Here is a 21783-nt window from a genome sequence, read left to right on the forward strand (position 1 = left end):
GGGGAAACATGCGCATCTTCGGACACAAACCGACGCCCACCGCCTGGGTCGGCATCGCCATCGTGGCCTTCTTCATCCTGATGGCCTTGTTCGGCCCGCTGGTGGCGCCCTACGGCGAGGCGGAGACGATTGCGGAATCCTATGCGCCGCCGACCGCCGTCATGTGGTTCGGCGCCGACCAGATCGGCCGCGACCTCCTGACCCGCGTGATCTACGGCGCCCGCACCACCATCGGCATCGCCTTCGTGACGACCATCCTCTCCTTCGCGATCGGCATCGTCATGGGGCTCTGGGCCGTGGTCGGCGGCAAGATCGTGGACCAGATCCTGTCGCGGATCGTCGACGTCATGCTCTCGATCCCGCTGCTGATCTTCGCGCTGATCATTCTGTCGCTGTTCGGCTCGCTGTTCACCTCGGTGATCGGCTCGCTGACGGTGCTGGTCTTCGTGATCGCGGTCCTTGATTCCACCCGCGTGTTCCGGCTCTCGCGCTCGGTCGCCATGAACATCGTGGTGCTGGAATATGTCGAGGCGGCGCGGCTCAGGGGCGAGGGCACCTGGTGGATCATCCGCCGCGAGATCCTGCCCAACGCCCTGCCGCCGATGATCTCGGAATTCGGCCTGCGCTTCTGCTTCAACTTCCTGTTCGTGGCCGCCTTGTCCTTCCTCGGCCTCGGCGTGCAGCCGCCGCTGGCCGACTGGGGCGGCATGGTGAAGGAGAATGCCAAGGCGCTGGGCTTCGGCGGCATGGCGCCGCTCTGGCCGGCGGCGGCGATCGCGCTGATGACCATCGGCGTCAACCTGATCGTCGATTGGATCCTCTCGATCAACGCGCGCCCGTCCGGCGCCTCGGCGGAAATGTAGGGGGAGTCGGTCAGCATGGGGATGGCGGAAGGCGCGAGCACGGCCGGCAAGACCGACCAGGTGCTGAAGATCACCGACCTGCGGATCGAATCGATCCATGGCCTGGTGCTGGTGGACAATGTCTCGCTGGAACTGAAGCGCGGCGAGGTCTTGGGCCTGATCGGCGAGAGCGGCGCCGGCAAGTCCACCATTGGCCTGGGTGCCATGGCCTATTCGCGAGGCGGGTGTCGCATCACCGGGGGCAAGGTCGAAATCGATGGCGTCAGCATCCGCGATCTCTCCGCGGAAGGCCGGCGCGAGATGCGCGGCCGGCGGATCGCCTATATCGCACAGAGCGCCGCCGCCTCGTTCAACCCGGCGCACAAGATCATCGACCAGGTGATCGAGATGCCGGTCAAGCACGGCATCATGTCCCGCGAAGAGGCCAAGGCCTGGGCACTGGAGCTGTTCCGCGCCCTTGATTTGCCGAAGCCGGAGACCTTCGGCCAGCGCTATCCGCACCAGGTTTCCGGCGGCCAGCTGCAGCGCGCCATGACGGCCATGGCGATGTCCTGCCGCCCCGACATCCTGGTCTTCGACGAGCCGACCACCGCCCTCGACGTGACGACGCAGATCGAGGTGCTGGCCCTCATCAAGAAGCTCATTCACGAATACAATACCGCGGCGCTCTACATCACCCACGATCTCGCCGTGGTCGCCCAGGTCAGCGACCGGATCATGGTGCTGCGCCACGGCAAGATGGTCGAGCTCGGCGAAACCAAGCAGATCCTCGGCGCGCCCAACACCGACTACGCCCGCGCGCTGGTCTCCGAGCGCAAGGAGGCCGACCACCTGAGCCAGCTCGAGGCGGTGGACGAGAGCAACGCGGTCCTCTCAGTCGTGGATGCGGTCGGCGTCTACGAGACCTTCGTTGCGGTCAACAATGTCTCGATCAACGTCGCCAAGGGCGAGACGGTCGCCGTGGTGGGCGAATCCGGCTCCGGCAAGAGCTCGCTGGCGCGGCTGATCCTCGGCCTGCTGCCACGCAAATCCGGCTCGGTGAAGTTCAACGGCAAGGAGCTGCCGCCGGCTTTGAAGGACCGCAGCAAGGACGAGCTCCGCCGCATCCAGTTCATCTACCAGCAGCCGGACGTGGCCTTGAACCCGCGCCAGACCATCGGCGAGATCATCGGCCGGCCGATCCAGCTCTATTTCGGCCGCTCCAAGGCTGAGGTCGATAAGCGCGTCGCGGAACTGCTGGTCGAGGTCGGCCTGCCGGTCGACTATGCCGGCCGTCTCTCGACGGCGCTCTCCGGCGGCCAGAAGCAGCGCGTCTCGATCGCCCGTGCGCTGGCGGCCGAGCCCGACCTCATCATCTGCGACGAGCCGACCTCTGCCCTCGACCAGCTGGTCGCCGACGGCGTGCTGAAGCTCCTGAAGAAGCTGCAGGACGAATTGGGCGTCGCCTATCTCTTCATCACCCACGACCTCGGCATCGTGCGCCGCATCGCGCACCGCACCGCGGTCATGCTGCGCGGCGAGATCGTGGCGCAGGGTCCCACCCCGCAGATCTTCAACCCGCCGTTCCATCCCTATACCGAGCGCCTGATCTCCTCGGTCCCGGAGATGCGCACCGAATGGCTGGATGAAGTGCTCGCCAAGCGCAAGGCCGGGTAGGGTCCGAGGGCGCTTTCCTTCCGAATTCGGCCTAAGAGCTTGAATTCGCCCGAGAAACTTGCAAAAGAACAAAAAACGAACTAGACTGCGCTTCGCAGTTCGATGACGCCTGCTGCAGCGCCGCTTCGCGGAGCTTTGTGCTTTCCGGCACCACGGTGCCGCGTCCCCATTCGGCACAACCAAATGCGACCGACGCCGCGCGCGCCGCTCGCGTGAGAGGCCTCCTATGCCCACGAGACTGACTGGACTGACAAAGCATCTCCCAACCGAACAGGCGACCAGGATCCAACCCGGACCGAGCCAAGCGCCGATGCCCGCCCTCGACGACGAGATAGAGGCGTTCATCCTTCAACGCTTGGCCCGGGATGATCCGCCGTCCCTGATCGCCGACTTGGTGCGGGCGAATTTCCACACCGAGGTCGATCTCGCGCAGGTCCTCACCGGCTGGCTGAACCGAAACCCGCTCCCAACCCCGACCGGACCCCGACAGGAATCGGCAACCCCGACTGGACCCCGACAGGAATCGATGACCCCGACCGGACCCCGACAGGAACCTGCAACCCCGACCCAGCCCCGACAGGACGGAGAACCGATGGCGATCCTCACCGACGAGATCAAGGAGTTCATCGTGCGCGGCCTGGCGCGCTACGAAACGCCCACCCAGGTGGCTGCGGCGGTAAAGGCGCGGTTCGGCATCGAGATCACCCGCCAGCAGGTTCACGAGTACAACCCGGCCGGCAATCATCCGCCGGCTTCGCGCTGGTGCGAGCTCCACGCCGTGACGCGCGAGAGATTTCTGAACGACATCTCCATGATCGGCATCGCGCAGAAGGCCTATCGGCTGAGGATGCTCGACCAGTTCGCCCGGCGCGCCATCGATACCAATTTCCCGTTCCACGCCGCCGAGTTCATGGTGCTGGCGGCCAAGGAATGCGGCGGCTTCTATGATAGGCAAAGGACCGCTGCCGCGGCGAAGGACCAGCCGCCGAAGGACACGGCGTCCTAGCGGCTCGTATCGCCGTCGGCGGCGGTCCTTGTCCGTCAGCCCGCGCGCACCCGTGCAATGAAGGAGTCCACCTCGCGCCGCAGCGCCTCGGATTGCTGCGCGAGCTCGCCGGAGGCTTCCAGGACCTGACCGGCTGCGCTGCCGGCGTCGCCGGCCGCGTTCTTCACGCGCTCGACGTTGCGGGCGACTTCGTCGGTGCCCGCGGCGGCCTGGCCGGCATTGCCGGAGATCTCGCGGGTGGCCGCCGACTGCTCCTCCACCGCCGAGGCGATGGTGGTGGCGATCTCCTCGACCCGGCTGATGGTCGAGCGCACGCCGTCCATCGCCTTCACCGCATCGCCGGTCACCGACTGGATGCGCTGGATGCGGCTGGTGATGTCCTCGGCGGCGCGGCCGGTCTGGGTGGCGAGGCTCTTCACCTCGGAAGCGACCACGGCGAAGCCCTTGCCGGCATCGCCGGCGCGGGCGGCTTCGATGGTCGCGTTGAGGGCGAGCAGGTTGGTCTGCCCGGCGATGTCGCTGATCAGGCGCACGATGTCGCCGATCTCCTCGGCGGCCTTGGCCAGCTCCTGGACGGTGTTGGCGGCGGAATCGGTCTCGCCGACCGCGCTGTGCGCGGCACCCGAGCTCGCCGCCACCTGGCGGCTGATCTCGGCGATCGAGGCCGACATCTCTTCCGAAGCCGCGGCGACGGTCGAGACGTTGGCAGAAGCCTGGGTGGTCGCGGCCGAGACCGCGGTCGATTGGCGGGTCACTTCCTCGGCCACCGAGGACATCGACTTGGCGCTGGCTTCGAGCTCGACGGCGGAGGCGGAGACCGCCTCGACGACGCCCTTCACGCTGGATTCGAAGCTGTCGGCAAGCTCCAGCATGCCCTTGCGGCGCGCCGCGGCGGATTCCTGTTCCGCGGCGGCGGTCTTGGCCCGAAGCTCATCGATCTCGATCAGCTTCTGGCGGAAGAACTCGACGGCGCGGGCCATGACGCCCAGCTCGTCGCCGCGCTCGGTGGCGGGAACGGTGATGGTGGTGTTGCCGTCGGCCAGGGTCTGCACCGCCTTGGTGAGGCCGCCGACCGGGCGGGTTACCAGCGAGCGGACCAGCCAGGCGACGATGCCCGACAGGACCAACACCAGGATGGCGGCGGCGATGACGGTGGAGGTTGTGAGGTTGCGGGCCGGCGCCAGGATCTTGTCCTGCGGCAGGTTCACCATCACCGACCAGGGCGTACCGGTGGTGCCGATCTCGACCGGCACGAAGGCGCGGAGCACGTCGGTCTGCAGGCTGTTGGAGAAATCCGCGAACTCGAACACCTCTCCCTTGATGATCGCGTCCTTCGCCGCGGCCAGGGATTGGGATTGCTGCTCGATCGGCTTCATCACCCATTGCGGATCGCCAAACGCCGCCCAGTTGCCGGCGGCCGAGATCAGCGAAACCGATCCGGTCTCATACGGCTTGACCTTGGCCAGCCGCTCCTGGATCGCGGCGAGGTCGAGGTCGAGGCCGACCACGCCCAGCGTCTTGCCGTCGATCACGATCGGCGTCACCAGGCTGGTCATGATCACGGTCTTGTCGCCGACCTGATAGGCATAAGGCTCAATGACCTGCTGCTTGCCGGATTTCTGCGCCAGCAAGTAATAGTCACCGGCGCCGGGCTTGTCGTAGTCGGTCAGCGGGGCGAGATCGAAGCCGCCGGGGGCGGCGAAGACATAGGGCACGAAACGCCCGGTAGCGTCATGCGCCTTGGCGCCGGGGAAAGTCGCCTTGCCGTCGGCATTGGCAAACTCGGCGTCCTTGCCGTCGAAGGCGTTCGGTTCCCAGGCGGTCCAGACCGCGACGTATTGCGGATTGGCCTTGACCGCGCTTTCCAGCATCGCGAGATAGGCTGCCCGGTCCTTGTTGCCGGCGGTGTAGAGGCCGACGAAAGCATCGCGCATCGTCTCGGTGACACGCATGGCGACATTGAGGTCGCGCTGGACGTCGGCGGCGACCGTCGCCGCGATCTGCTTGCCGTTCTGCTCGGAGAGGTCACGGGTGATCCCCGCGCTGCGATCCGAGATGAAGAAGGTCGTGATTGCAAGCCCCGCCACCAAGGCGGTGACGACGGAGATCAGAATCTTGGCGTTCAGCGAGAGCTTCTTCGCGAAGCCCCGCTTCTTTTCGTTCGACATGTTCCACCCAGGCAAGCGGACCCCGCTTATCGGAGCCCTTTCTCGGATGGTTAGGGGGAAGGACTTAACGCCCGGTAAATATCGTGGGGCGACGCTTTGCTCCGCCCGCGCGTAACGGCTAGTGTGGCCCTCCCGAACCCGAAAGACTCCAAGCAAGACAACGCCATGACGATCGTTACCCGCTTCTCGAACTCGGTCCGCCGGGTCGAGCATTTCTGGATCACGTTGAAGGACGGCATCCGCCTCTCGGCCCGGATGTGGCTGCCGGACGATGCCGAAACCCATCCGGTGCCGGCCATCCTGGAATACATTCCCTACCGCAAGCGCGACGGCACCCGCGGGCGCGACGAGCCGATGCATCATTATTTCGCCGGCCATGGCTATGCGGCGCTGCGGGTGGACCTGCGCGGATCGGGTGAATCCGACGGGCTGCTGGACGACGAATACACGCAGCAGGAATTGGCGGACGGCTGCGAGGTGATCGCCTGGATCGCGGCGCAGAAATGGTGCAGTGGCGCCGTCGGCATGATGGGCAAGAGCTGGGGCGGGTTCAACTGCCTGCAGGTCGCGGCGCTCCGGCCGCCGGCCCTGAAGGCCGTGCTCTCGGTCTGCTCGACCGACGACCGCTATGCCGACGACATCCATTGGATGGGCGGCTGCTTGCTCAACGACAATCTCTGGTGGGGCGCGATCATGCTGGCCTACCAGGCGCGGCCGGCGGATCCGGAGCTCTATGGCCCCGACTGGCGCGCGAACTGGAAGCAGCGGCTCGAGCATATGCCGTTCTGGCCCGCGCTCTGGCTGAAGCACCAGCGCCGCGATGCCTATTGGCAACACGGCTCGATCTGCGAGAACTACGCGGATGTGAAGGTGCCGGTCTTCCTGGTGGGCGGCTGGGCCGATGCCTATACCAACGCGATCCCGCGCATGCTCGAGCATCTCAAGGTGCCGCGCAAAGGCGTCATCGGCCCCTGGGCCCATGTCTATCCGCAGGACGGCACGCCGTCGCCGGCGATCGGCTTCCTGCAGGAGGCGGTGAAGTGGTGGGACCGCTGGCTGAAGAACGAGGCCAACGGCGCTGATGAGGAGCCGATGCTGCGCGCCTGGGTCCAGGATTGGACGCCGCCGGTCGGCACGCGCACGGAATCGCCCGGCCGCTGGGTCGCCGAAGACTCCTGGCCGAGCGCCAACATCGCGGCGAAGTGCTGGTATCTCAACGCTGATGGCTGCCTGTCGAGCGGCGCCGGACCGGCGCGCGATCTCAAGATCCGCTCGCCGCTCCAGGTCGGCCAGGCCTGCGGCGAATGGATGGGCGCCGGCTGTCCCGGCGAACATCCGACCGACCAGCGGATCGACGATGCGCTGTCGCTGACCTTCGACACGCCGCCGCTGTCGAGCGCGCTCGAGATTCTCGGCGCGCCGCAGCTCGATCTCTGGATCGCCGCCGATAAGCCGGTCGCCCAGATCGGCGTGCGCCTGGTCGATGTCGCGCCCGATGGCGCAGCCCTTAGGGTCAGCTACCAGGTGCTGAACCTGACGCATCGCGACAGCCACGCGACACCGACGCCGCTCGAGCCCGGCAAGCGCTATCGGGTGAAGGTGAAGCTCAACGATTGCGGCCATCGCTTCGCCGCCGGGCATCGGGTCCGCGTGTCGCTCTCCAGCAGCTACTGGCCACTGGTCTGGCCGGCCCCGGAATGGGCGACGCTCACTATCGGCGCCGGCGAGAGCAAGCTTCTCCTGCCGGTGCGCGGTGCGCGACCCGATGACGGCAAGAATCCATTCGCCGCCCCGGAGACTGCACCGCTCACGCTGGCGACCAAGCTGAGCCAAGGCCGGCTCGAGCGCCGTTCCAGCTATGACCCGGTGAACGACCTTGCCATCTATGTGACCGATGCCGATGGCGGCGTGTTCGGCGAGGGCATGGTCCGCTTCGATGAGATCGGCACGGTGCAGGATCACCACTTGAAGCGGGAGCTGACGATCTCGCCGTCCGATCCCAGCTCTGCGATCTATACCTTGACCGAGCGCTATTTCCTGAAGCGGGAGGGATGGGATATCCGGGCCGACATCACCTGCGGCATGACGTCGACCAAGGACAGCTTCACCCTCTGGGGCAAGCTGGAAGCCTTCGAGGACGGGAAGAGTGTGGTGCTGCGCGAATGGCGCGAAGAGGTGCCGCGCGACCTGGTGTGAAATCGCGGCGCGAACTCCCTGGAACGTTCACCCTTTGCGCCGGTTGGTGGCGTGAATGAGTGGAGTGGGAGGTCGCAATGGATCGTCGCGCTACCTATCCGGGCGAACGCATGATCATCCTGGCCGAGCAGCGTCGCGAGTGGCGCGCCGGTCTTTCCGCCGCGATGGTGGTCTTCGGCGCGATGATCGGCAGCTGGCTGGTGCTGTCGGCGCCTCAGGACCCGTCGCTGCTGGGTGCCTCGGTGGTGCCGCGCGCCGAGGCGGCCTCATTCTTCGCCGAGCGACCGCTGCAGCCGCATCGTCTGAACCGCGCCGGTCCGATCCAGGAGGCACAGGCCGATGCGCCGCTCACCCATGACGACATCGTCAAGGTCCAGGAGCGGCTGAAGGCGCTCGGCTATGATCCCGGCACGGCTGACGGTAGGCCCGGCAAGCGCACGATCGCAGCACTGAATGAATACCGGGATTCGCTCGGCCTGGCGCCGATCGAGGTGCTCGATCGGCAGGCGGTCGCGCCACTTACTCCGTAAGTCGCGCGGCCAGTCGGACCGGGCACGAGATTTCACCGCAGAGGAGCCCGCCCTGATGATGGGCCATATCTACATTGTCCAGCCGCTGATCGCCCTGATCGCCGGCGTTCTGATTCTGATCGTGCCGCGGCTGTTGAACTACGTCGTGGCGCTCTACCTGATCATCGTCGGCCTGGTCGGGCTGTTCGGCGCCTTCACCATCCCTGGCTAGGTCGCGCTCGCCGCATTCAAGGCGTCGATCTGCTCCGCTGAAAGGTGCAGCCGCATTGCCTTGATGAGATCCCGGCATTGCTCGACCTTGGTCGCGCTGACGATCGGCGCGGTCACGCTCGGTCTTGCGATCAGCCAGGCGACCGCTACCTGCGCCGGCGTCGATCCGGTCTCGGCCGCGACCTGGTCCAGCGCCGCCAGGATGCGGAAGCCGCGCGGGTTGAAGTATTGGCCGATGTCCTCGCCGCGCGCACTCTTTCCGAGATCCGCCTCGGATCGGTACTTGCCGGTGAGGAAGCCCGAGGCCAGGCCGAAATAGCCGATGACGCCGATCTTCTCCTTCTCGCAGAGCGGCTCCAGTTCCTGCTCATAGCCGGCGCGCTCATAGAGATTGTATTCCGGCTGCAGGCTTTCATAGCGGGGCAGCCCGTTCCTGGCGCTGATCGCCAGCGCGGCGGCCAGGCGCTCCGGCGTGAAGTTCGAGGCGCCGATCGCCCGCACCTTGCCCGCCTTGATCAGCTTGCCATAGGCCTCGAGGGTCTCTTCCTGCGGCGTCTCCAGATCGTCGCGGTGCGACTGGTAGAGATCGATGTAATCGGTCTGCAGCCGTTTCAGCGAATCCTCGACCGCCCGCGCGATATAGCCCGCCTTCAATCCCTTCCGCCCGTTCCCCATGTCGGAGCCGACCTTGGTTGCCAAGATGACCTTGTCGCGGCTCCCGCGGCTGTTCAGCCAGCGGCCGAGCACGGTTTCGGATTCGCCGCCCTGGTGGCCGGGCACCCAGGTCGAATAGACGTCGGCTGTGTCGATGAAATTGCCGCCGGAGCCGGTGAACTCGTCCAGCACCGCGAAGGAGGCTTTCTCGTCGGCGGTCCAGCCGAACACGTTGCCGCCGAGACAGACCGGCGAGACCTTGAGGCCGCTGCGGCCGAGCGCACGCAATTCCATTCTGGGATTCCTTGGGTCTAAGCCAGGCGCGGCGGCTACTTCTTCTTCTTCGCAGCGGCCTTCTTCTTGGCTTTGGCCTTCGGCTTCGCCTTGGCCTTGGCCTTGGGCGCCTTCTTCTTGGCGGCCTTGCGCTTGGGCTGGGCGACGCCCAGGGCGGCGTTCATGGCACGCTTGGCGGCATCGATGAATTGGGATTGGACCTGCGCCGGCACATCCAGCCATTTCTGGACATCGGCGCGCTGCAGAATATCGGCGCTGGTCAACTCGTCCCAGAGATGGACGAAAAACGGATCGTGCTTCTTGGCCATGGCAATTCCCCCCGGGGTGATGGCGACTGGAGCACCCAGCCTCGCCGAACCCGTGGTTCGGTTCAAGAGGCGACTAGCGGACGGTGGTCAGCGGGATGGCGCGCGGCGGCAGATCCGCCCAGATCTCGGGCGTCGGGGAATGGAAGGCAAAGCCGAGCTTCAGGCTCTCGGCGATGCGCCGGGCCTTCTCGACGAAGCTCGCCGCGAGGTCGGGCGCGAACAGCTCTTTCGCCGTCGCCTCGAACAGGCGGAGCCACTCGGCGAAATGCTGCGGCTGGATCGGGTTTTGCGGCTGCTGCTGGTTGATGCGCACATGGGCGGGAATCGGCCGGCCCTTGTAGCGGCCGGTGGTCAACATCACCGACGACCAGAAATCGCACATCAGCTTCAGATGCGGCGTCCAGTCGTCGCCGATCACGCGTTCGAAGATCGGCCCGAGGCTCGGATGCTTGCGGATCCGGGCATAGAAGGTGGTGACCAGATCCTCGATCTGGCTTTCGGTCGGAAAGGGTGTCGCTGCATTCATGGCTCCAGATAAAGGCATGAGGCGGCGCGACGGCAAGCTGACGCGAAGTCGCAGTACCTGCGGAGGAACCCCTCGCGCTGCAAGGGGCATTCTTCCCCGACAGAGGGCCAGATTGACCGGGAGGAACGGTTTCTCTAGAGAAGCCGAACAGTCCATTCGCGGAGCAGGTCATGCGGTTTCTCCCGGCGGCGCTCTTGGCCGTGCTGTTGCTGACGGCGGCGCCGGCGCGGGCGGACACCGTCCTGCCCCCGGGCGACGATGCGGCGGGAACCGGGGAGGGCGGCGCCGATATTGCGAACTGCATCGACGCCGCGAAGCGCCGCGATGCCGATGCGACGGTCGCCGCCTGCAGCCGTGCCCTGGATGGCGGTCACCTCGGCGAAGCGCCGACGGTCGCGGCCTTGATCAATCGCGGCCTTGCGCTTATCGCCAGGAACGAGCCGGCAGCCGCCGTCCCGGATTTCGACCGGGCGCTCCAGCTTCGGCCGGAGGCCGCCGCCTTCTACGACATGCGCGCCACGGCGCATGCGATGCAGGGCGACGCCGCGCCCGCCATCCGCGACTATGCGGAGGTGATCCGCCGGGCAGTGCCGGAGACCGCCGGCGAATCCGAACGGAAGCTGCGCGAAGCGATCGCGCTGCATCTCAATGGCGATGACGCAGCGGCTCTCCCGCTCTTCGACCAGGCGCTGAGACTGGCGGGAGTGGGCAGCGACGACGCGCTGCGGGCATTGCTCTGGGAGAATCTGGCGCTGCAGGCCACCCGCCAGAACGCAATTACGCCGCTCAGCGCGGCGGCCGCCGGGCGCGATCTCACGCAATGGCCGGGCCCCCTCATCCAATACTATCTGGACCGGATCACCGAGGTCGAGCTGGGGCAAAGCCTGGAGGATCCCGATCCGGCCGTCTCCGCCGCCCGTGCCTGCGCGGCGACCTTCTTCGTCGCGGCCCAGGCGTTGGTCGACAGCCGCTTCGGCGTCGCCAAGGACGGCTTCACCCATGCCCAGACTCTCTGCCCGCAGAACTCGCTCGAGCTGGTTGCAGCTCGGGCGGAAGCGCTGGTCGCGGCGCAGCCGATTGCGCCGGATCTCTCGAACGACATGCTGCAATGCCAGGCTGCCGACGCCAATGGCGAGAGCGCGGCGATCCTCGATTATTGCGGCCGCGCCCTCAGCCACGCCGATGCGCCGGATGTCTGGCGAGTTGGCGCATTGACGCGGCGTGCGACGGCCTATCAGCGCAATGGGGACCTCGAACATGCGATCGCCGATCTGGATGCCGCCGCGGCGCTACGCCCCGATGCCGTCGATGTCTACCGGCAGCGCAGCGGCTACCGCCTGGAAAAGGGCGAAACCAGTGGCGGTCTGGCCGACCTCGCCTATGCGCTGACCCTGCAGCCCGATTTCGTCCCCGGCTATGTCGATCGCGCCTGGGCCCGCCTTTCCGGCGGCGACAAGGCCGGTGCCCTTGCCGATTTCAGCAAGGCGATCGCGCTTCAGGACCAGCCACGACTGCACCTGGGTCGCGGCATCGTCGCTTATGTGGCCGGCGACGATGCGCAGGCGGTCGCGGATTTCACCGCCGTGATCCAGACCTCGCCGCGCGCGCCCTACGCGGTGCTATGGCTGGCCCTGAGCCAGAAGCGGCACCCGATCGACGACGGTGGTGCCTTGGATTACGGCCTGGCGGCGCTTGATCTGCAGCAATGGCCCGGCCCGTTGCTGCGCTTCGTCCGTGGCGAGATCTCGGCCACCGAACTCAGCGCCGCCGCCGCCGATCCGGATCCGCAGACAGCCAGGCGACAGAATTGCGAGGTCACCTTCTATTCCGCCGCGCTGGCTCGGATTTCCGGCAACCCGGCCGCCGCCAGGGCCGGCCTGGAGCAGGCGCGCGATCTCTGCTCGGCCGACAATATCGAGTTTCACGCCGCCCAGGCTCTGGTCGGGGCGGAATAGCTATATATTCTTAGCCCCGAGGGGAACGAAGCGTGCCGCCCTATGTTGGATAGGGGCGCGGCACAGGCCAAAGGGAGGCCCCCCGCGCAGATTTCCGGGGAATATCATGCGTGGCTTCGCCGTCCCATCTCATCCTCTGCAATTCTCCCCGTCTCGGTCCTCGGCCGCTGGTGGGCCCGCCGCTGGGATGGACGGGGCCGATCCCGAACTCCATCCGAAGAACGGCGCGTCGCGCAAATCGACTGTCCTGGTCGTGGAGGACGACATCCTCATTCGCATGGCCGCCGCGGATCACCTGCGCGACAGCGGCTATCGGGTCTTGGAAGCGGCGGATGCGGAGGAGGCGCGCACGCTGCTTCGCGCCTCGGAGCCCATCGAGGTGGTGTTCTCCGACATCAACATGCCGGGCATGGATGGGATCAAGCTCGCCCTGTGGATCGCCAAGGAGTTTCCCGACGTCAAGGTGGTCCTGACCTCGGGCGATCCGCGAAATGCCGCCGCGGCCAGGGCGGTCACGCATTTTCTCGAGAAGCCCTATGACCTCGACATGCTCGGCCGGCTGATGAAACAACTGCTCTAGCCGCTCTTGCCCTGTCGCAGCCGCTGGATCCTGCGCAGCAGCTCCTGCGGGTGGTAGGGCTTCATCAGCGGACCCTCCTCGCAGAGGGCGGCTGCCTTGTCCGCCAGCTTCGCCGCGCTCGAGGTGCGGATGACGGCGATCTCGGGATATTCGGCGCCGATTTCGCGGGCCAGCGTGAAGCCATCCTCGCTGGATTGGAGCTGCATGTCGATCAGCAGCACCTCAACCTTATGGCCGTCTTCCAGGACGGTGCGAACCTCCGCGCCGCAGCTGCCTTCGATGACCTTGTACCCGCAGCTGCGCAGGTAATCGGAGATTGCCATGCGGGCGAGGATGTCGGCATCGACAACCATCACGATGGTCGCGGCAGTGCCGTCAGGTTCGGCAGGTTCATGATCATCGGTCATGCGCGGTCAACACCGGGGCGAGGCGGAGTTTCCACCCGCGCCGGCCGTTTGGCTGAAAACCGTCAGGCGGCGGCGCGCTGGTCCGCAGACCGTCTCGATCATCTCTAACACAGGCAAGGGTTTGTGAAAGACCGCGGCTGCGCCGACGCGTGTCGCGGGGTCTCTACATCGCCGCCCGATGTCACGATCACAGGGATGCCGATCCGGCGGCGGGGACTCGGCCGTAGGCCTCCCTGGCGCTGAACCGTCTGACCCGCCGCAATCAAGCCTCCGAGGAGTACCTAGCCCTCCGGGTCCATGCGGTTTTCCCCGGGGGTGGTCTTGTCGGCTGTGACCCTCGCGTCGGGTTTGCGTCGGAAATGCATCAAGAGGGATTCCAGGCCCATCTCAAGCATGTCGCCAAGGTCGATCCCGTTTCGCCTCGGATCCTCGTCGCGGGGCGCGCCCGCGCCGGAGCCGTCCGCCGCACGGTAGACGCTCGGAAGCGCGGCTCCTTTCAGGTTCTGGTCCATGTCATTCATCCGCTTCGTCTCTGCTTGCAGCGTTAATGAATCCAACCCGGCATCCGGGTGGCTGTTGCAAGCAGGTCGCGCGGAAAATGCGCTTGGTGTCCCTGAGAAGGGTTCCAAGTGCCACGGCATCTTGATTTTCGGGTTCAGCGGCCCGGAAGAGGAAGCTGGTGCTGCCGAGAGGAATTGAACCTCCGACCCCGTCCTTACCAAGGACGTGCTCTACCCCTGAGCTACGGCAGCGAAACCGGGGATTTGAAAAGCGGGCGGAACATGCCACCGGCCGCCCGGGATCGCAAGCGCAATGACGTTGTGGCGCCAATTGCCGCGAAATCTAGAATTTCCCAGGCTTTTTCATGGGCTTGCCAAGATATGGTCATGCTTTCGTCACCGCCGCCGGCTACCAGAGGTCCGGGCGGTCGGGAGGGATGATTCGCATGTCCAAGCTCAGATCCTGGTTCAGTAATCGGCGGAAGCGGAAGCAGCATAACGCTGACATCCGGGCTTTCATGCGGTTTCAGTCCGAGCGTTCGGCCCGGCGCCGGGCCGCGGCGCAACCCGCGCACTGACTCGCCGCAATCAAATTAATCTTTCAGGATCAACGCGTTGACATGACGCGCTGAAAAGGCAAGGCTCGCTCCGTTGACGACCCGGAGTCCCGACCCTGAGCCAGAAGCCTGAGAAACCAACGCCCGCGAAGCCAGCCAAATCGGCGCCGCAATCCGACTCTATGGAGGAGCGCCGCCGGCGCGAGGCCGAGGCCCTGCGCCAGAATCTCCTGCGGCGGAAGGCCCAAACCCGCGCGCGGCGGGATCCGAAACCTTGAGCCGCCGGTTCAGCTTGGTTACAACCCGCGCGACTCTTCTCCCGAGATTGGACTCCGATGGATAGAATCAGAATACGGGGCGGCCGGCCGCTGCGCGGCCAGATCCCGATCAGCGGCGCGAAGAACGCCGCCTTGCCGCTGATGGCGACCTGCCTGCTGACCGACAAGGAAGTGCGGCTCGACAACGTCCCGGACCTTGCCGACATCAGCACCATGACGCATCTCCTGGTGCAGCACGGCGCCGAGGTGACGACCAAGCTCAACGCCAAACAGCGCTCGCTGATCCTGAACGGCGCCGGCGTCAACGACACCACCGCGCCCTATGACCTGGTGCGCAAGATGCGCGCGAGCGTGCTGGTGCTGGGGCCGCTGGTGGCGCGGCACGGCCAGGCGCGGGTCTCGCTGCCCGGCGGCTGCGCCATCGGCACGCGGCCGGTCGATCTGCACATCAAGGGCCTGCAGCAGCTCGGCGCCGAGATCGAATTGAAGGACGGCTATGTCGTTGCCAGTGCACCCAAGGGCCTGGTCGGCGCGGAAGTCGCCTTCCCGAAGGTCTCGGTGGGCGCCACCGAGAATCTGTTGATGGCCGCGACCCTGGCCAAGGGCGAGACCCTGCTGGTCAACGCGGCGCGCGAGCCGGAGATCACCGATCTCGCGCAATGCCTGGTCGGCATGGGGGCGAAGATCGAAGGTATCGGCACCAACACGCTCCGCGTCACCGGGGTCGATCGGCTCGGCGGCGTCACGCACCGCGTGGTGGCTGACCGCATCGAGGCCGGCACCTATGCGATGGCCGCCGCGATCACCGGCGGCGAGCTCGACCTCATCGGCGTGAAGCATGACTTGATCGCGGCCGCCGCCGCTTCGCTGGCCCAGGCCGGTGTCGAGATCCGGGAGACCGAGCAGGGGCTTCACGTCAGCCGCACCAACAAGCCGCTCTCCGGCGTCGATGTCATGACCGAGCCCTATCCGGGATTTCCGACCGATCTCCAGGCCCAGATGATGGCGCTGATGACCACCGCGGAAGGCGCCTCGATGATCACCGAGACGATCTTCGAGAACCGCTTCATGCATGTGCCCGAGCTCACTCGCATGGGCGCGAGCATCAACGTGCACGGCGCCTCGGCGATGGTGCGCGGGGTGAAGAAGCTGACCGGTGCGCCGGTCATGGCGACCGATCTGCGGGCCAGCGTTTCCCTGGTGCTGGCGGGTCTTGCCGCCGAGGGCGACACGGTGTTGAACCGCATCTATCATCTCGATCGCGGCTACGAGAAGCTGACGCAGAAGCTCGCGGCCTGCGGCGCCGAGATCGAGCGGCTGCAGGACGCCGCGGCGGAGTAGGGGGGAATCCAGGGGATGGCTGAAGCGCAGCCCATCAGGCTGATGGCCAAAGACGCCGAGGATCTGGCGGTGATTGCGTCATGCCTGCAGGATGCCCTGGTGCCGCTCTCCGAGATGCGGTTCCTCAAGGGCGAGAAGCGCTTCGTCATGCTGGTCAACCGCTTCCGCTGGGAACAGGCGGGCGATGCGCTGACGCCGGAGCAGAGGGGTGATGCCAGCTATGCGGATGCAGCGCCCAACCAGCGCATCAACAGCGGCGTGTGCATCGACGGGGTCACGGCGGTCCGCAGCCGCGACATCGACCGCGCCAAGCCGGCCAAGTTCCTCTCGCTCATGACGATCGGACTGGACGGCACGAATCGTGTGAACCTCCTCTTCTCCGGCGGCGGCACCATCCAGCTCGAGGTTGAGAGCCCGAGCGTCTTCCTGCAGGATTTCGGCGAGGCTTGGCCGACGCAATGGCGCCCCGATCACGCGGTCGATCGTCGTGCCGGTGATAGGGGACCGAGCCAGTGACCAACGAGCCTTTCATCCTGGCGCTGCCGAAGGGCCGCATCCTCAAGGAGGCGATGCCGCTGCTGAAGCGTGCCGGGATCGAGCCGGAGCCCGACTTCTCCAACGAGGATTCCCGCGCGCTCCGCTTCAAGACCAACGTGCCGGAGATCGAGATCATCCGGGTGCGGAGCTTCGACGTCGCGACCTTCGTCGCGTTCGGCGCGGCCCAGCTCGGCATCGCCGGCAATGACGTGTTGCTGGAGTTCGACTATCCGGAGATCTACGCCCCGGTCGACCTCGGCATAGGCAAGTGTCGCCTCTCGGTGGCCGAGCCTGCCGAGATGTCGGAGAAGGACGATCCGAGCCGCTGGTCGCATATCCGCGTCGCCACCAAGTATCCCAACATCACCCAGCGCCATTTCGCCGCCCGCGGGGTTCAGGCGGAATGCATCAAACTGCAGGGCGCGATGGAGCTGGCGCCGACACTGGGCCTCTGCGGCCGCATCGTCGATCTGGTGAGCTCGGGCGCCACCTTGAAGGCGAACAACCTGGTCGAGGTCGAGACCATCGCGACGGTGACCTCGCGGCTGATCGTGAACCGCGCCGCGATGAAGACCTATCCGCGCGCAATCGGCGGCTGGGTCGAAAGCTTCCGCCAAGCCGCGGAAGCGGCGTGATCTTCAACACCCAGCGCTGGATCATGGGCGCCCAGGCTGCACGTCCCCCCCTCCCGACCTTCCCCCTGAAGGGGGAAGGGGAAGAATGCGACCGCCGCACGATCGAACTCATCCCCCCTTCAGGGGGAAGGTCGGGAGGGGGGCGCGTTGCAGCCGGGCTACTGAAGATCCAGCGCCAGGTCTTGCAGCGATGAGCGAGGAAACGCCCGCGCCGGGCCCCAACCAGCGCATCGTCAAGGTCGAGCTCGACGAGAACTCCGCGTCCGGTGGTTCGGCGGAGGCGCAGCAGGAGCGGGCGGTGGCGATCTTCGACCTGATCGAGGAGAACACCTTCGCGCCGGCGATTGAGCACGAGGGCCCCTATCACCTGAAACTCGCGATCGAGGAGAACCGGCTCGTCTTCTGCGTCTGCGACACCGAGGACCGGGAGCTGCACCGCTTCATCCTGTCGCTGACCTCGTTCCGTCGCATCGTCAAAGAATATTTCGACATCTGCGACAGCTACTACAAGGCGATCCGCAGCGCCTCGCCGTCGCAGATCGAGGCGATCGACATGGGCCGCCGGGGCTTGCACAACGAGGGCTCGGAGATCCTCAAGGAGCGGCTCAAAGGCAAGGTCGAGATCGACTTCAACACGGCGCGGCGGCTGTTCACGCTGATCTGCGCGCTCTTCATGCGGAGCTGAGCCTCCGCATGGCCCATGGACACCCTCCAAACTCCCTGCCGGGCGCCGTCCTCTTCTGCTGCACCCAGAACGCGATCCGCTCGCCGATGGCCGAAGGCATGCTGAAGCAGATCCTGGGCAAGAAGATCTATGTCGATTCGGTGGGTGTGCGCGCCGGCGAGCTCGATCCCTTCGCAGTCGCCGCCATGGACGAGATCGGCATCGACATGTCGAAGCACCGGTCGAAGACCTTCGATGCGTTGGAGGACAGCTCCTTCGACCTCATCATCTCACTGTCGCCGGAAGCGCAGCACAAGGCGGTGGACATGACCCGCACCATGGCCTGCGACGTCGAGTTCTGGAACACCTTCGACCCTTCGATCGTCGAAGGCTCGCGCGAGCAGCGGATGGACGCCTATCGCGACGTGCGCGACCGGCTGATGGACCGGATCCGCGAGCGGTTCCCGCTCCCGGGCGCGCCGAAGATCTAGGGCGCCGGGTGCAGGGAGTCGCTCAGCTCCTTCAGCTGCATGAAATAGGCGTCCGCCTCGAGCTGCTGGATCAGCGCCGGCGCGGCGGAAGCGTCCAGACCCAGCGCCGCGCAAACCGGCTGGCTGGCGGCGTCGTTCTTCAGTCTTACGTAGAGATCGATGATGTTGCGGACATAAACGCCGCGCAGCGCCTTCAGCCCGTCGTCCCGGACCAGGACGTAGAGCTGCGCCTGGGAGATCCAATCGACGATCAGGCTGAGCTCGTAGGGCAGCCGGGGCAGCATCAGGAAGGGGTTCTGGTGCGCCAGCACCTGCGCATTGTCGATGCCGATCTCGTTCAGCCGGTCGATCTTTTCCCGTGACAGATCGTCGATCATCAGCAGCGGCAGGGCGCTCGGCATCACGGCATCCGCCGGATCGGACCGCGAACCCCAGACCTTGATGACCCGGAAGGCCTTGCGGCTGAGTGCTATGATGAAGAGATCGGGCGTGAAGCCGACGATGAAGCCGAGCAGGAGCAGCAGCGGGTTGAGTGCGGTGCCGTCCGGGACCACGGAATCGAAGACCAGGATCGAGTGCCGCAGCACCGCGGCGACGAGGCAGGCGATGATGATCCGCGCCGCGTAGTAGTAAAGGGAGATCGGATAGAGGTCGTTGTTGTTGATCCGGTCGAGGATCCGCCCCAGCGCATAGGCATAGGCGCCGGCCATCGCCATGGCGACCACGCAGAAGGTGCCGCGCTGATACATCGTATAGGTTTCGGCCGCCGGGTCGGTCAGGCCGCCGAGGAAGATAGTGGGCGGGTCGAACATCTCATGCCGGCTGTAACCGAGGAAGATCGCCAGGAAACCGACGAAGCAGACCAGGAAGTAGACGAAACTCGGCACGATGTAGTCGTTGTCCATCCAGGAATCGCCGGCATCGGCGGCGATCGTGCGCTGCGCGGTGGAATAAAGCGTGGTGTCGGCGACGCCGGTGCGTTCGAGGGCCTCGAGCTCGCCCTGCTGGCGCCGCAGCGATACGTTCTGCACGGTGCAGATCATCGCCGGCATCATCGAGAGCAGCACCGCGAGCGCGAAGGAGAAACCGGTGGTGAGCTTGCTGGTGCCGCCCATCTGGTCGCCGACCAGGATCGGGTAGATCGCCACCGCGGCCGCAATCGCCACGGCAACCACGATCCCGACCGGCAGCAGGGATCGGAAGCGCATCCAGCTGGGTTGCGCACGACGCGCCGAACCGGCGACGTAAGCCTGAGCCATGGCAGTCCCCCGACGATGGTCTCGGGATGAGGGTATTCCCAGGCTGGATGCAACTCAAGGAACCCCGCCCGGGCAGGCGATGACGGCGGTCACAGTCGGTTCTGGCCAAGAACAGCCGCGCCTCGCCCGGCAGACTGCCGAAGGTTGGCCCATGGTATGGAATCCATCACGAATTATTGAGCTTGCATCGCCATGGCAGGGTGCAGAATTGAGCTGTTGGGGGACGGTGCGGTAAGGAGGCGGGTATGGCGACCCGGGTCTTGGCGCTGGTCCTGGCGCTGTGCATGGCCTCATCGGCCGTGGCGGAACAGCCGGCGGATGCGCCGGCCCAGATCGGCCGCCTGGCCGCGACCTCCGGCTCCACCCTCTACCAGCCGAGCACCGCTGCCGCGGCCGCCGAAGCTCTGGTCAATACGCCGCTGACCACTGGCAGCCGGATTGCGACCGCGCCGCGTGCCCATGCGACGGTCGACATCGCCGCCGGGCGGTTCTATCTCGACGGCGACAGCGCGATGACCATCGGGGCACTGGGCCCCGGCACCGCCGCGGTCGCGATCGAGCGGGGCGCCGTCATTCTTCGCGTGCTGCCTGGCGGAGCGGGGCAGGTTTTCGTCATCGAGACGCCGCGCGGCAAGCTGCGCGCCGACCAGCCCGGCTATTTTGAAGTCGAAGTGTCGGACACGGCGGTCACGCTCTCCGCCCTTGAAGGCGGCGCGCAGTTCAACGAGACCACCGTGCTGTCGCCCGGCCTGCGCGCGACCGTCGCGCCGGATGCGGCGCCGGTGCTGGAGGCTGCGGCTGACGACGACTTCATCCGCCGCGTCGCCGCCGAGATTGCGGAAACGGGCGAGAACGAGCTCGAGCCGCCGAGCCACGTATCAGCGCAGGCGACCGGCTTCCAGGATCTGCAGCGCCATGGTCTCTGGGTCGCGAGCGAGCAATATGGCTGGGTCTGGGAGCCGATGGTCGCCTCCGACTGGGCGCCGTTTGAGGACGGGCGCTGGGTCGAGATTGCGCCTTGGGGCCGGACCTGGATCGACAACGCGCCCTGGGGCTTCGCGCCGTCGCATTACGGCAGCTGGGCGGAGGTCAACGGCCGCTGGGTCTGGGTCCCGGGCAACGCGGCGCAGGCGGCGACCAGCTTCTTCGACGCGACCGCCGAGCGTGGACAGAATGCGCATTGGGTGGCGCTGGGACCCGAGGAGCCGCATTTCACGGCTTCGCCGGTGATCGTCACCAACGTGAGGGTGGTCAACCGGCCGGCGACGCCGAAGGTCGTCAACGTCACGACGGTCAACAACACCACCAACGTGACCACGGTGGTGAAGGAAGAGCGCCAGCCCGCGCTGGTGGTGATCGGCGGTCAGGTGCCGAGCCCGCCGCCCCCGACCCCCAGCCCGACGCCGAGCACGCCGCGCAACCTCACCGGGCTCGGCGCGACCGGAACCCCGATTGGTGGCGGCGTGCCTTTTCCGGGCTCCCGCTAGCGGTCGACTACGATCGCTTGGCCTTGATGTCGGCGACCGAATCGCCGCCGACATACCAGTCGTCCGATTCGACATCCTCGAACACCACCCAGACCGCCTCCTTGGGCAATTGCGCCACTTCGGCGATCGCGTCGGTGACGCGGCGCGAGATCTCGTCCTTCCGCTGCTTGGAATGGCCTTTCAGGATCCGGATGTTGACGAACGGCATGATGCTTCCCTGACAATCGTGGGCGGCCAGTATGCGATGCCGCCCGCGCGTCGACCAGCCGGCGCAAATTCCTGACGGCTCAATGGGTTGGCGGACGCGGTCCGGCGCGGTGGTGCGAACTGCGGCTATGCCTTTGCGACAATTGCGCTTTTGGCTTTTTGGAGTATGATCCGCGCCGATTTCGCGCCGGCCGGGGGTTGGAAACGGGGGACGGCGCGGAGAAACCAGGAGATTTGATGGCGAAAGAAGATCTGATCGAGTTCTCGGGCACCGTCACGGAACTGCTCCCCAATGCGATGTTCCGGGTGAAGCTCGACAACGAGCACGAGGTGCTGGCGCATACTTCCGGCAAGATGCGCAAGAACCGGATTCGCGTTCTGGCCGGCGACCGCGTGAATGTGGAAATGACGCCCTACGACCTCACCAAGGGCCGCATCACATTCCGCTTCAAGTAATCGAAGCTTCGAAGACGT

23 protein-coding genes and 1 tRNA gene are annotated in these 21783 nt (G+C 66.1%); 15 read left to right on the forward strand and 9 right to left on the reverse strand.

From position 1 onward, the window contains the following. Positions 1-8 precede the first annotated feature (8 nt). The 3 genes from ACYQ4T_RS21155 (at position 9) to ACYQ4T_RS21165 (ending at position 3525) form a co-directional block, all read left to right on the forward strand. On the forward strand, positions 9-863 hold the full coding sequence (locus ACYQ4T_RS21155; protein ID WP_459858515.1) for an ABC transporter permease: 855 nt from the start codon (positions 9-11) through the stop codon (positions 861-863). A 15-nt stretch (positions 864-878) separates the two neighbouring features. Next, positions 879-2519 carry an ABC transporter ATP-binding protein gene (locus ACYQ4T_RS21160; RefSeq protein ID WP_459858517.1) on the forward strand — a complete coding sequence of 547 codons (1641 nt, stop codon included), beginning with the start codon at positions 879-881 and terminating at the stop codon, positions 2517-2519. Positions 2520-3111: 592 nt separating this feature from the next. Beyond that, on the forward strand, positions 3112-3525 hold the full coding sequence (locus ACYQ4T_RS21165) for a DUF2280 domain-containing protein (protein ID WP_459858519.1): 414 nt from the start codon (positions 3112-3114) through the stop codon (positions 3523-3525). A gap of 35 nt (positions 3526-3560) precedes the next feature. On the opposite strand, the gene ACYQ4T_RS21170 is transcribed toward ACYQ4T_RS21165, so the two are convergent. Beyond that, the gene (locus ACYQ4T_RS21170) at positions 3561-5693 is read right to left on the reverse strand and encodes a methyl-accepting chemotaxis protein (RefSeq protein ID WP_459858522.1); all 2133 of its coding nucleotides are present in this window, start codon (positions 5691-5693) and stop codon (positions 3561-3563) included. 165 nt (positions 5694-5858) lie between these two features. On the opposite strand from ACYQ4T_RS21170, the gene ACYQ4T_RS21175 reads away from it, so the two are divergent. From ACYQ4T_RS21175 to ACYQ4T_RS21185, 3 genes are all read left to right on the forward strand, one after another. After that, positions 5859-7889 (forward strand): CocE/NonD family hydrolase, encoded by a 2031-nt coding sequence (locus ACYQ4T_RS21175; protein WP_459858525.1) that lies wholly within the window; start codon positions 5859-5861, stop codon positions 7887-7889. 77 nt (positions 7890-7966) lie between these two features. Then, complete coding sequence (locus ACYQ4T_RS21180; protein ID WP_459858527.1) at positions 7967-8419, forward strand: peptidoglycan-binding domain-containing protein; 453 nt, start codon at positions 7967-7969, stop codon at positions 8417-8419. 55 nt (positions 8420-8474) lie between these two features. Continuing rightward, positions 8475-8630 (forward strand): DUF3096 domain-containing protein, encoded by a 156-nt coding sequence (locus tag ACYQ4T_RS21185; RefSeq protein ID WP_459858530.1) that lies wholly within the window; start codon positions 8475-8477, stop codon positions 8628-8630. Here ACYQ4T_RS21185 and ACYQ4T_RS21190 read toward each other — a convergent pair. The 3 genes from ACYQ4T_RS21190 to ACYQ4T_RS21200 form a co-directional block, all read right to left on the reverse strand. Then, positions 8627-9577, reverse strand: coding sequence for an aldo/keto reductase (locus tag ACYQ4T_RS21190; RefSeq protein ID WP_459858533.1), 951 nt, complete (start codon positions 9575-9577; stop codon positions 8627-8629). The two genes, ACYQ4T_RS21185 and ACYQ4T_RS21190, sit on opposite strands and share 4 nt — an antisense overlap. A 35-nt stretch (positions 9578-9612) precedes the next feature. Continuing rightward, entirely contained in the window at positions 9613-9885 is a 273-nt protein-coding gene (locus ACYQ4T_RS21195; protein WP_459858535.1) for a hypothetical protein, read from the reverse strand. 73 nt (positions 9886-9958) lie between these two features. Next, positions 9959-10411, reverse strand: a complete 453-nt coding sequence (locus tag ACYQ4T_RS21200) for a group III truncated hemoglobin (protein ID WP_459858537.1) — start codon at positions 10409-10411, stop codon at positions 9959-9961. Between the two features lie 170 nt (positions 10412-10581). Between ACYQ4T_RS21200 and ACYQ4T_RS21205 the strand changes: the two genes are divergently transcribed. Together ACYQ4T_RS21205 and ACYQ4T_RS21210 are read left to right on the forward strand one after the other, a co-directional pair. Next, positions 10582-12366 carry a tetratricopeptide repeat protein gene (locus tag ACYQ4T_RS21205; protein ID WP_459858539.1) on the forward strand — a complete coding sequence of 595 codons (1785 nt, stop codon included), beginning with the start codon at positions 10582-10584 and terminating at the stop codon, positions 12364-12366. Positions 12367-12553: 187 nt separating this feature from the next. Further along, positions 12554-12946: a response regulator gene (locus tag ACYQ4T_RS21210; protein WP_459858541.1), complete on the forward strand. Its 393-nt coding sequence runs from the start codon at positions 12554-12556 to the stop codon at positions 12944-12946. Here ACYQ4T_RS21210 and ACYQ4T_RS21215 read toward each other — a convergent pair. From ACYQ4T_RS21215 to ACYQ4T_RS21225, 3 genes are all read right to left on the reverse strand, one after another. Further along, positions 12943-13353: a response regulator gene (locus tag ACYQ4T_RS21215; protein ID WP_459858544.1), complete on the reverse strand. Its 411-nt coding sequence runs from the start codon at positions 13351-13353 to the stop codon at positions 12943-12945. The genes ACYQ4T_RS21210 and ACYQ4T_RS21215 overlap by 4 nt on opposite strands. 281 nt (positions 13354-13634) lie before the next feature. Then, a complete protein-coding gene (locus ACYQ4T_RS21220) occupies positions 13635-13865 on the reverse strand; it encodes a hypothetical protein (protein ID WP_459858546.1) in 231 nt (76 codons plus the stop codon). 165 nt (positions 13866-14030) lie between these two features. Next, positions 14031-14105, reverse strand: a tRNA-Thr gene (locus ACYQ4T_RS21225). Positions 14106-14745: 640 nt separating this feature from the next. On the opposite strand from ACYQ4T_RS21225, the gene murA reads away from it, so the two are divergent. The 5 genes from murA (at position 14746) to ACYQ4T_RS21250 (ending at position 18356) form a co-directional block, all read left to right on the forward strand. Next, on the forward strand, positions 14746-16029 hold the full coding sequence (gene murA / locus ACYQ4T_RS21230; RefSeq protein ID WP_459858548.1) for a UDP-N-acetylglucosamine 1-carboxyvinyltransferase: 1284 nt from the start codon (positions 14746-14748) through the stop codon (positions 16027-16029). A 15-nt stretch (positions 16030-16044) separates the two neighbouring features. Beyond that, positions 16045-16545, forward strand: coding sequence for a DUF2948 family protein (locus ACYQ4T_RS21235; protein ID WP_459858551.1), 501 nt, complete (start codon positions 16045-16047; stop codon positions 16543-16545). Further along, positions 16542-17201 carry an ATP phosphoribosyltransferase gene (hisG, locus tag ACYQ4T_RS21240; RefSeq protein ID WP_459858553.1) on the forward strand — a complete coding sequence of 220 codons (660 nt, stop codon included), beginning with the start codon at positions 16542-16544 and terminating at the stop codon, positions 17199-17201. The genes ACYQ4T_RS21235 and hisG overlap by 4 nt, the downstream gene beginning before the upstream one ends. Before the next feature lie 190 nt (positions 17202-17391). After that, positions 17392-17886, forward strand: coding sequence for a UPF0262 family protein (locus tag ACYQ4T_RS21245; protein WP_459858555.1), 495 nt, complete (start codon positions 17392-17394; stop codon positions 17884-17886). Positions 17887-17894: 8 nt separating this feature from the next. After that, the gene (locus ACYQ4T_RS21250; protein ID WP_459858558.1) at positions 17895-18356 is read left to right on the forward strand and encodes an arsenate reductase ArsC; all 462 of its coding nucleotides are present in this window, start codon (positions 17895-17897) and stop codon (positions 18354-18356) included. Here the strand turns inward: ACYQ4T_RS21250 and ACYQ4T_RS21255 are convergent. Next, positions 18353-19615, reverse strand: coding sequence for a hypothetical protein (locus ACYQ4T_RS21255; RefSeq protein ID WP_459858560.1), 1263 nt, complete (start codon positions 19613-19615; stop codon positions 18353-18355). The genes ACYQ4T_RS21250 and ACYQ4T_RS21255 overlap by 4 nt on opposite strands. Before the next feature lie 245 nt (positions 19616-19860). Between ACYQ4T_RS21255 and ACYQ4T_RS21260 the strand changes: the two genes are divergently transcribed. Continuing rightward, positions 19861-21102 (forward strand): DUF6600 domain-containing protein, encoded by a 1242-nt coding sequence (locus tag ACYQ4T_RS21260; protein ID WP_459858563.1) that lies wholly within the window; start codon positions 19861-19863, stop codon positions 21100-21102. 7 nt (positions 21103-21109) lie between these two features. Here ACYQ4T_RS21260 and ACYQ4T_RS21265 read toward each other — a convergent pair whose 3' ends face one another. Next, positions 21110-21310, reverse strand: coding sequence for a tautomerase family protein (locus ACYQ4T_RS21265; protein WP_459858566.1), 201 nt, complete (start codon positions 21308-21310; stop codon positions 21110-21112). Positions 21311-21546: 236 nt separating this feature from the next. Between ACYQ4T_RS21265 and infA the strand changes: the two genes are divergently transcribed. Beyond that, on the forward strand, positions 21547-21765 hold the full coding sequence (gene infA, locus ACYQ4T_RS21270; RefSeq protein WP_028097283.1) for a translation initiation factor IF-1: 219 nt from the start codon (positions 21547-21549) through the stop codon (positions 21763-21765). The last annotated feature ends 18 nt before the right edge of the window (positions 21766-21783 follow it).

Source organism: Dongia sp. agr-C8, from assembly GCF_054658695.1.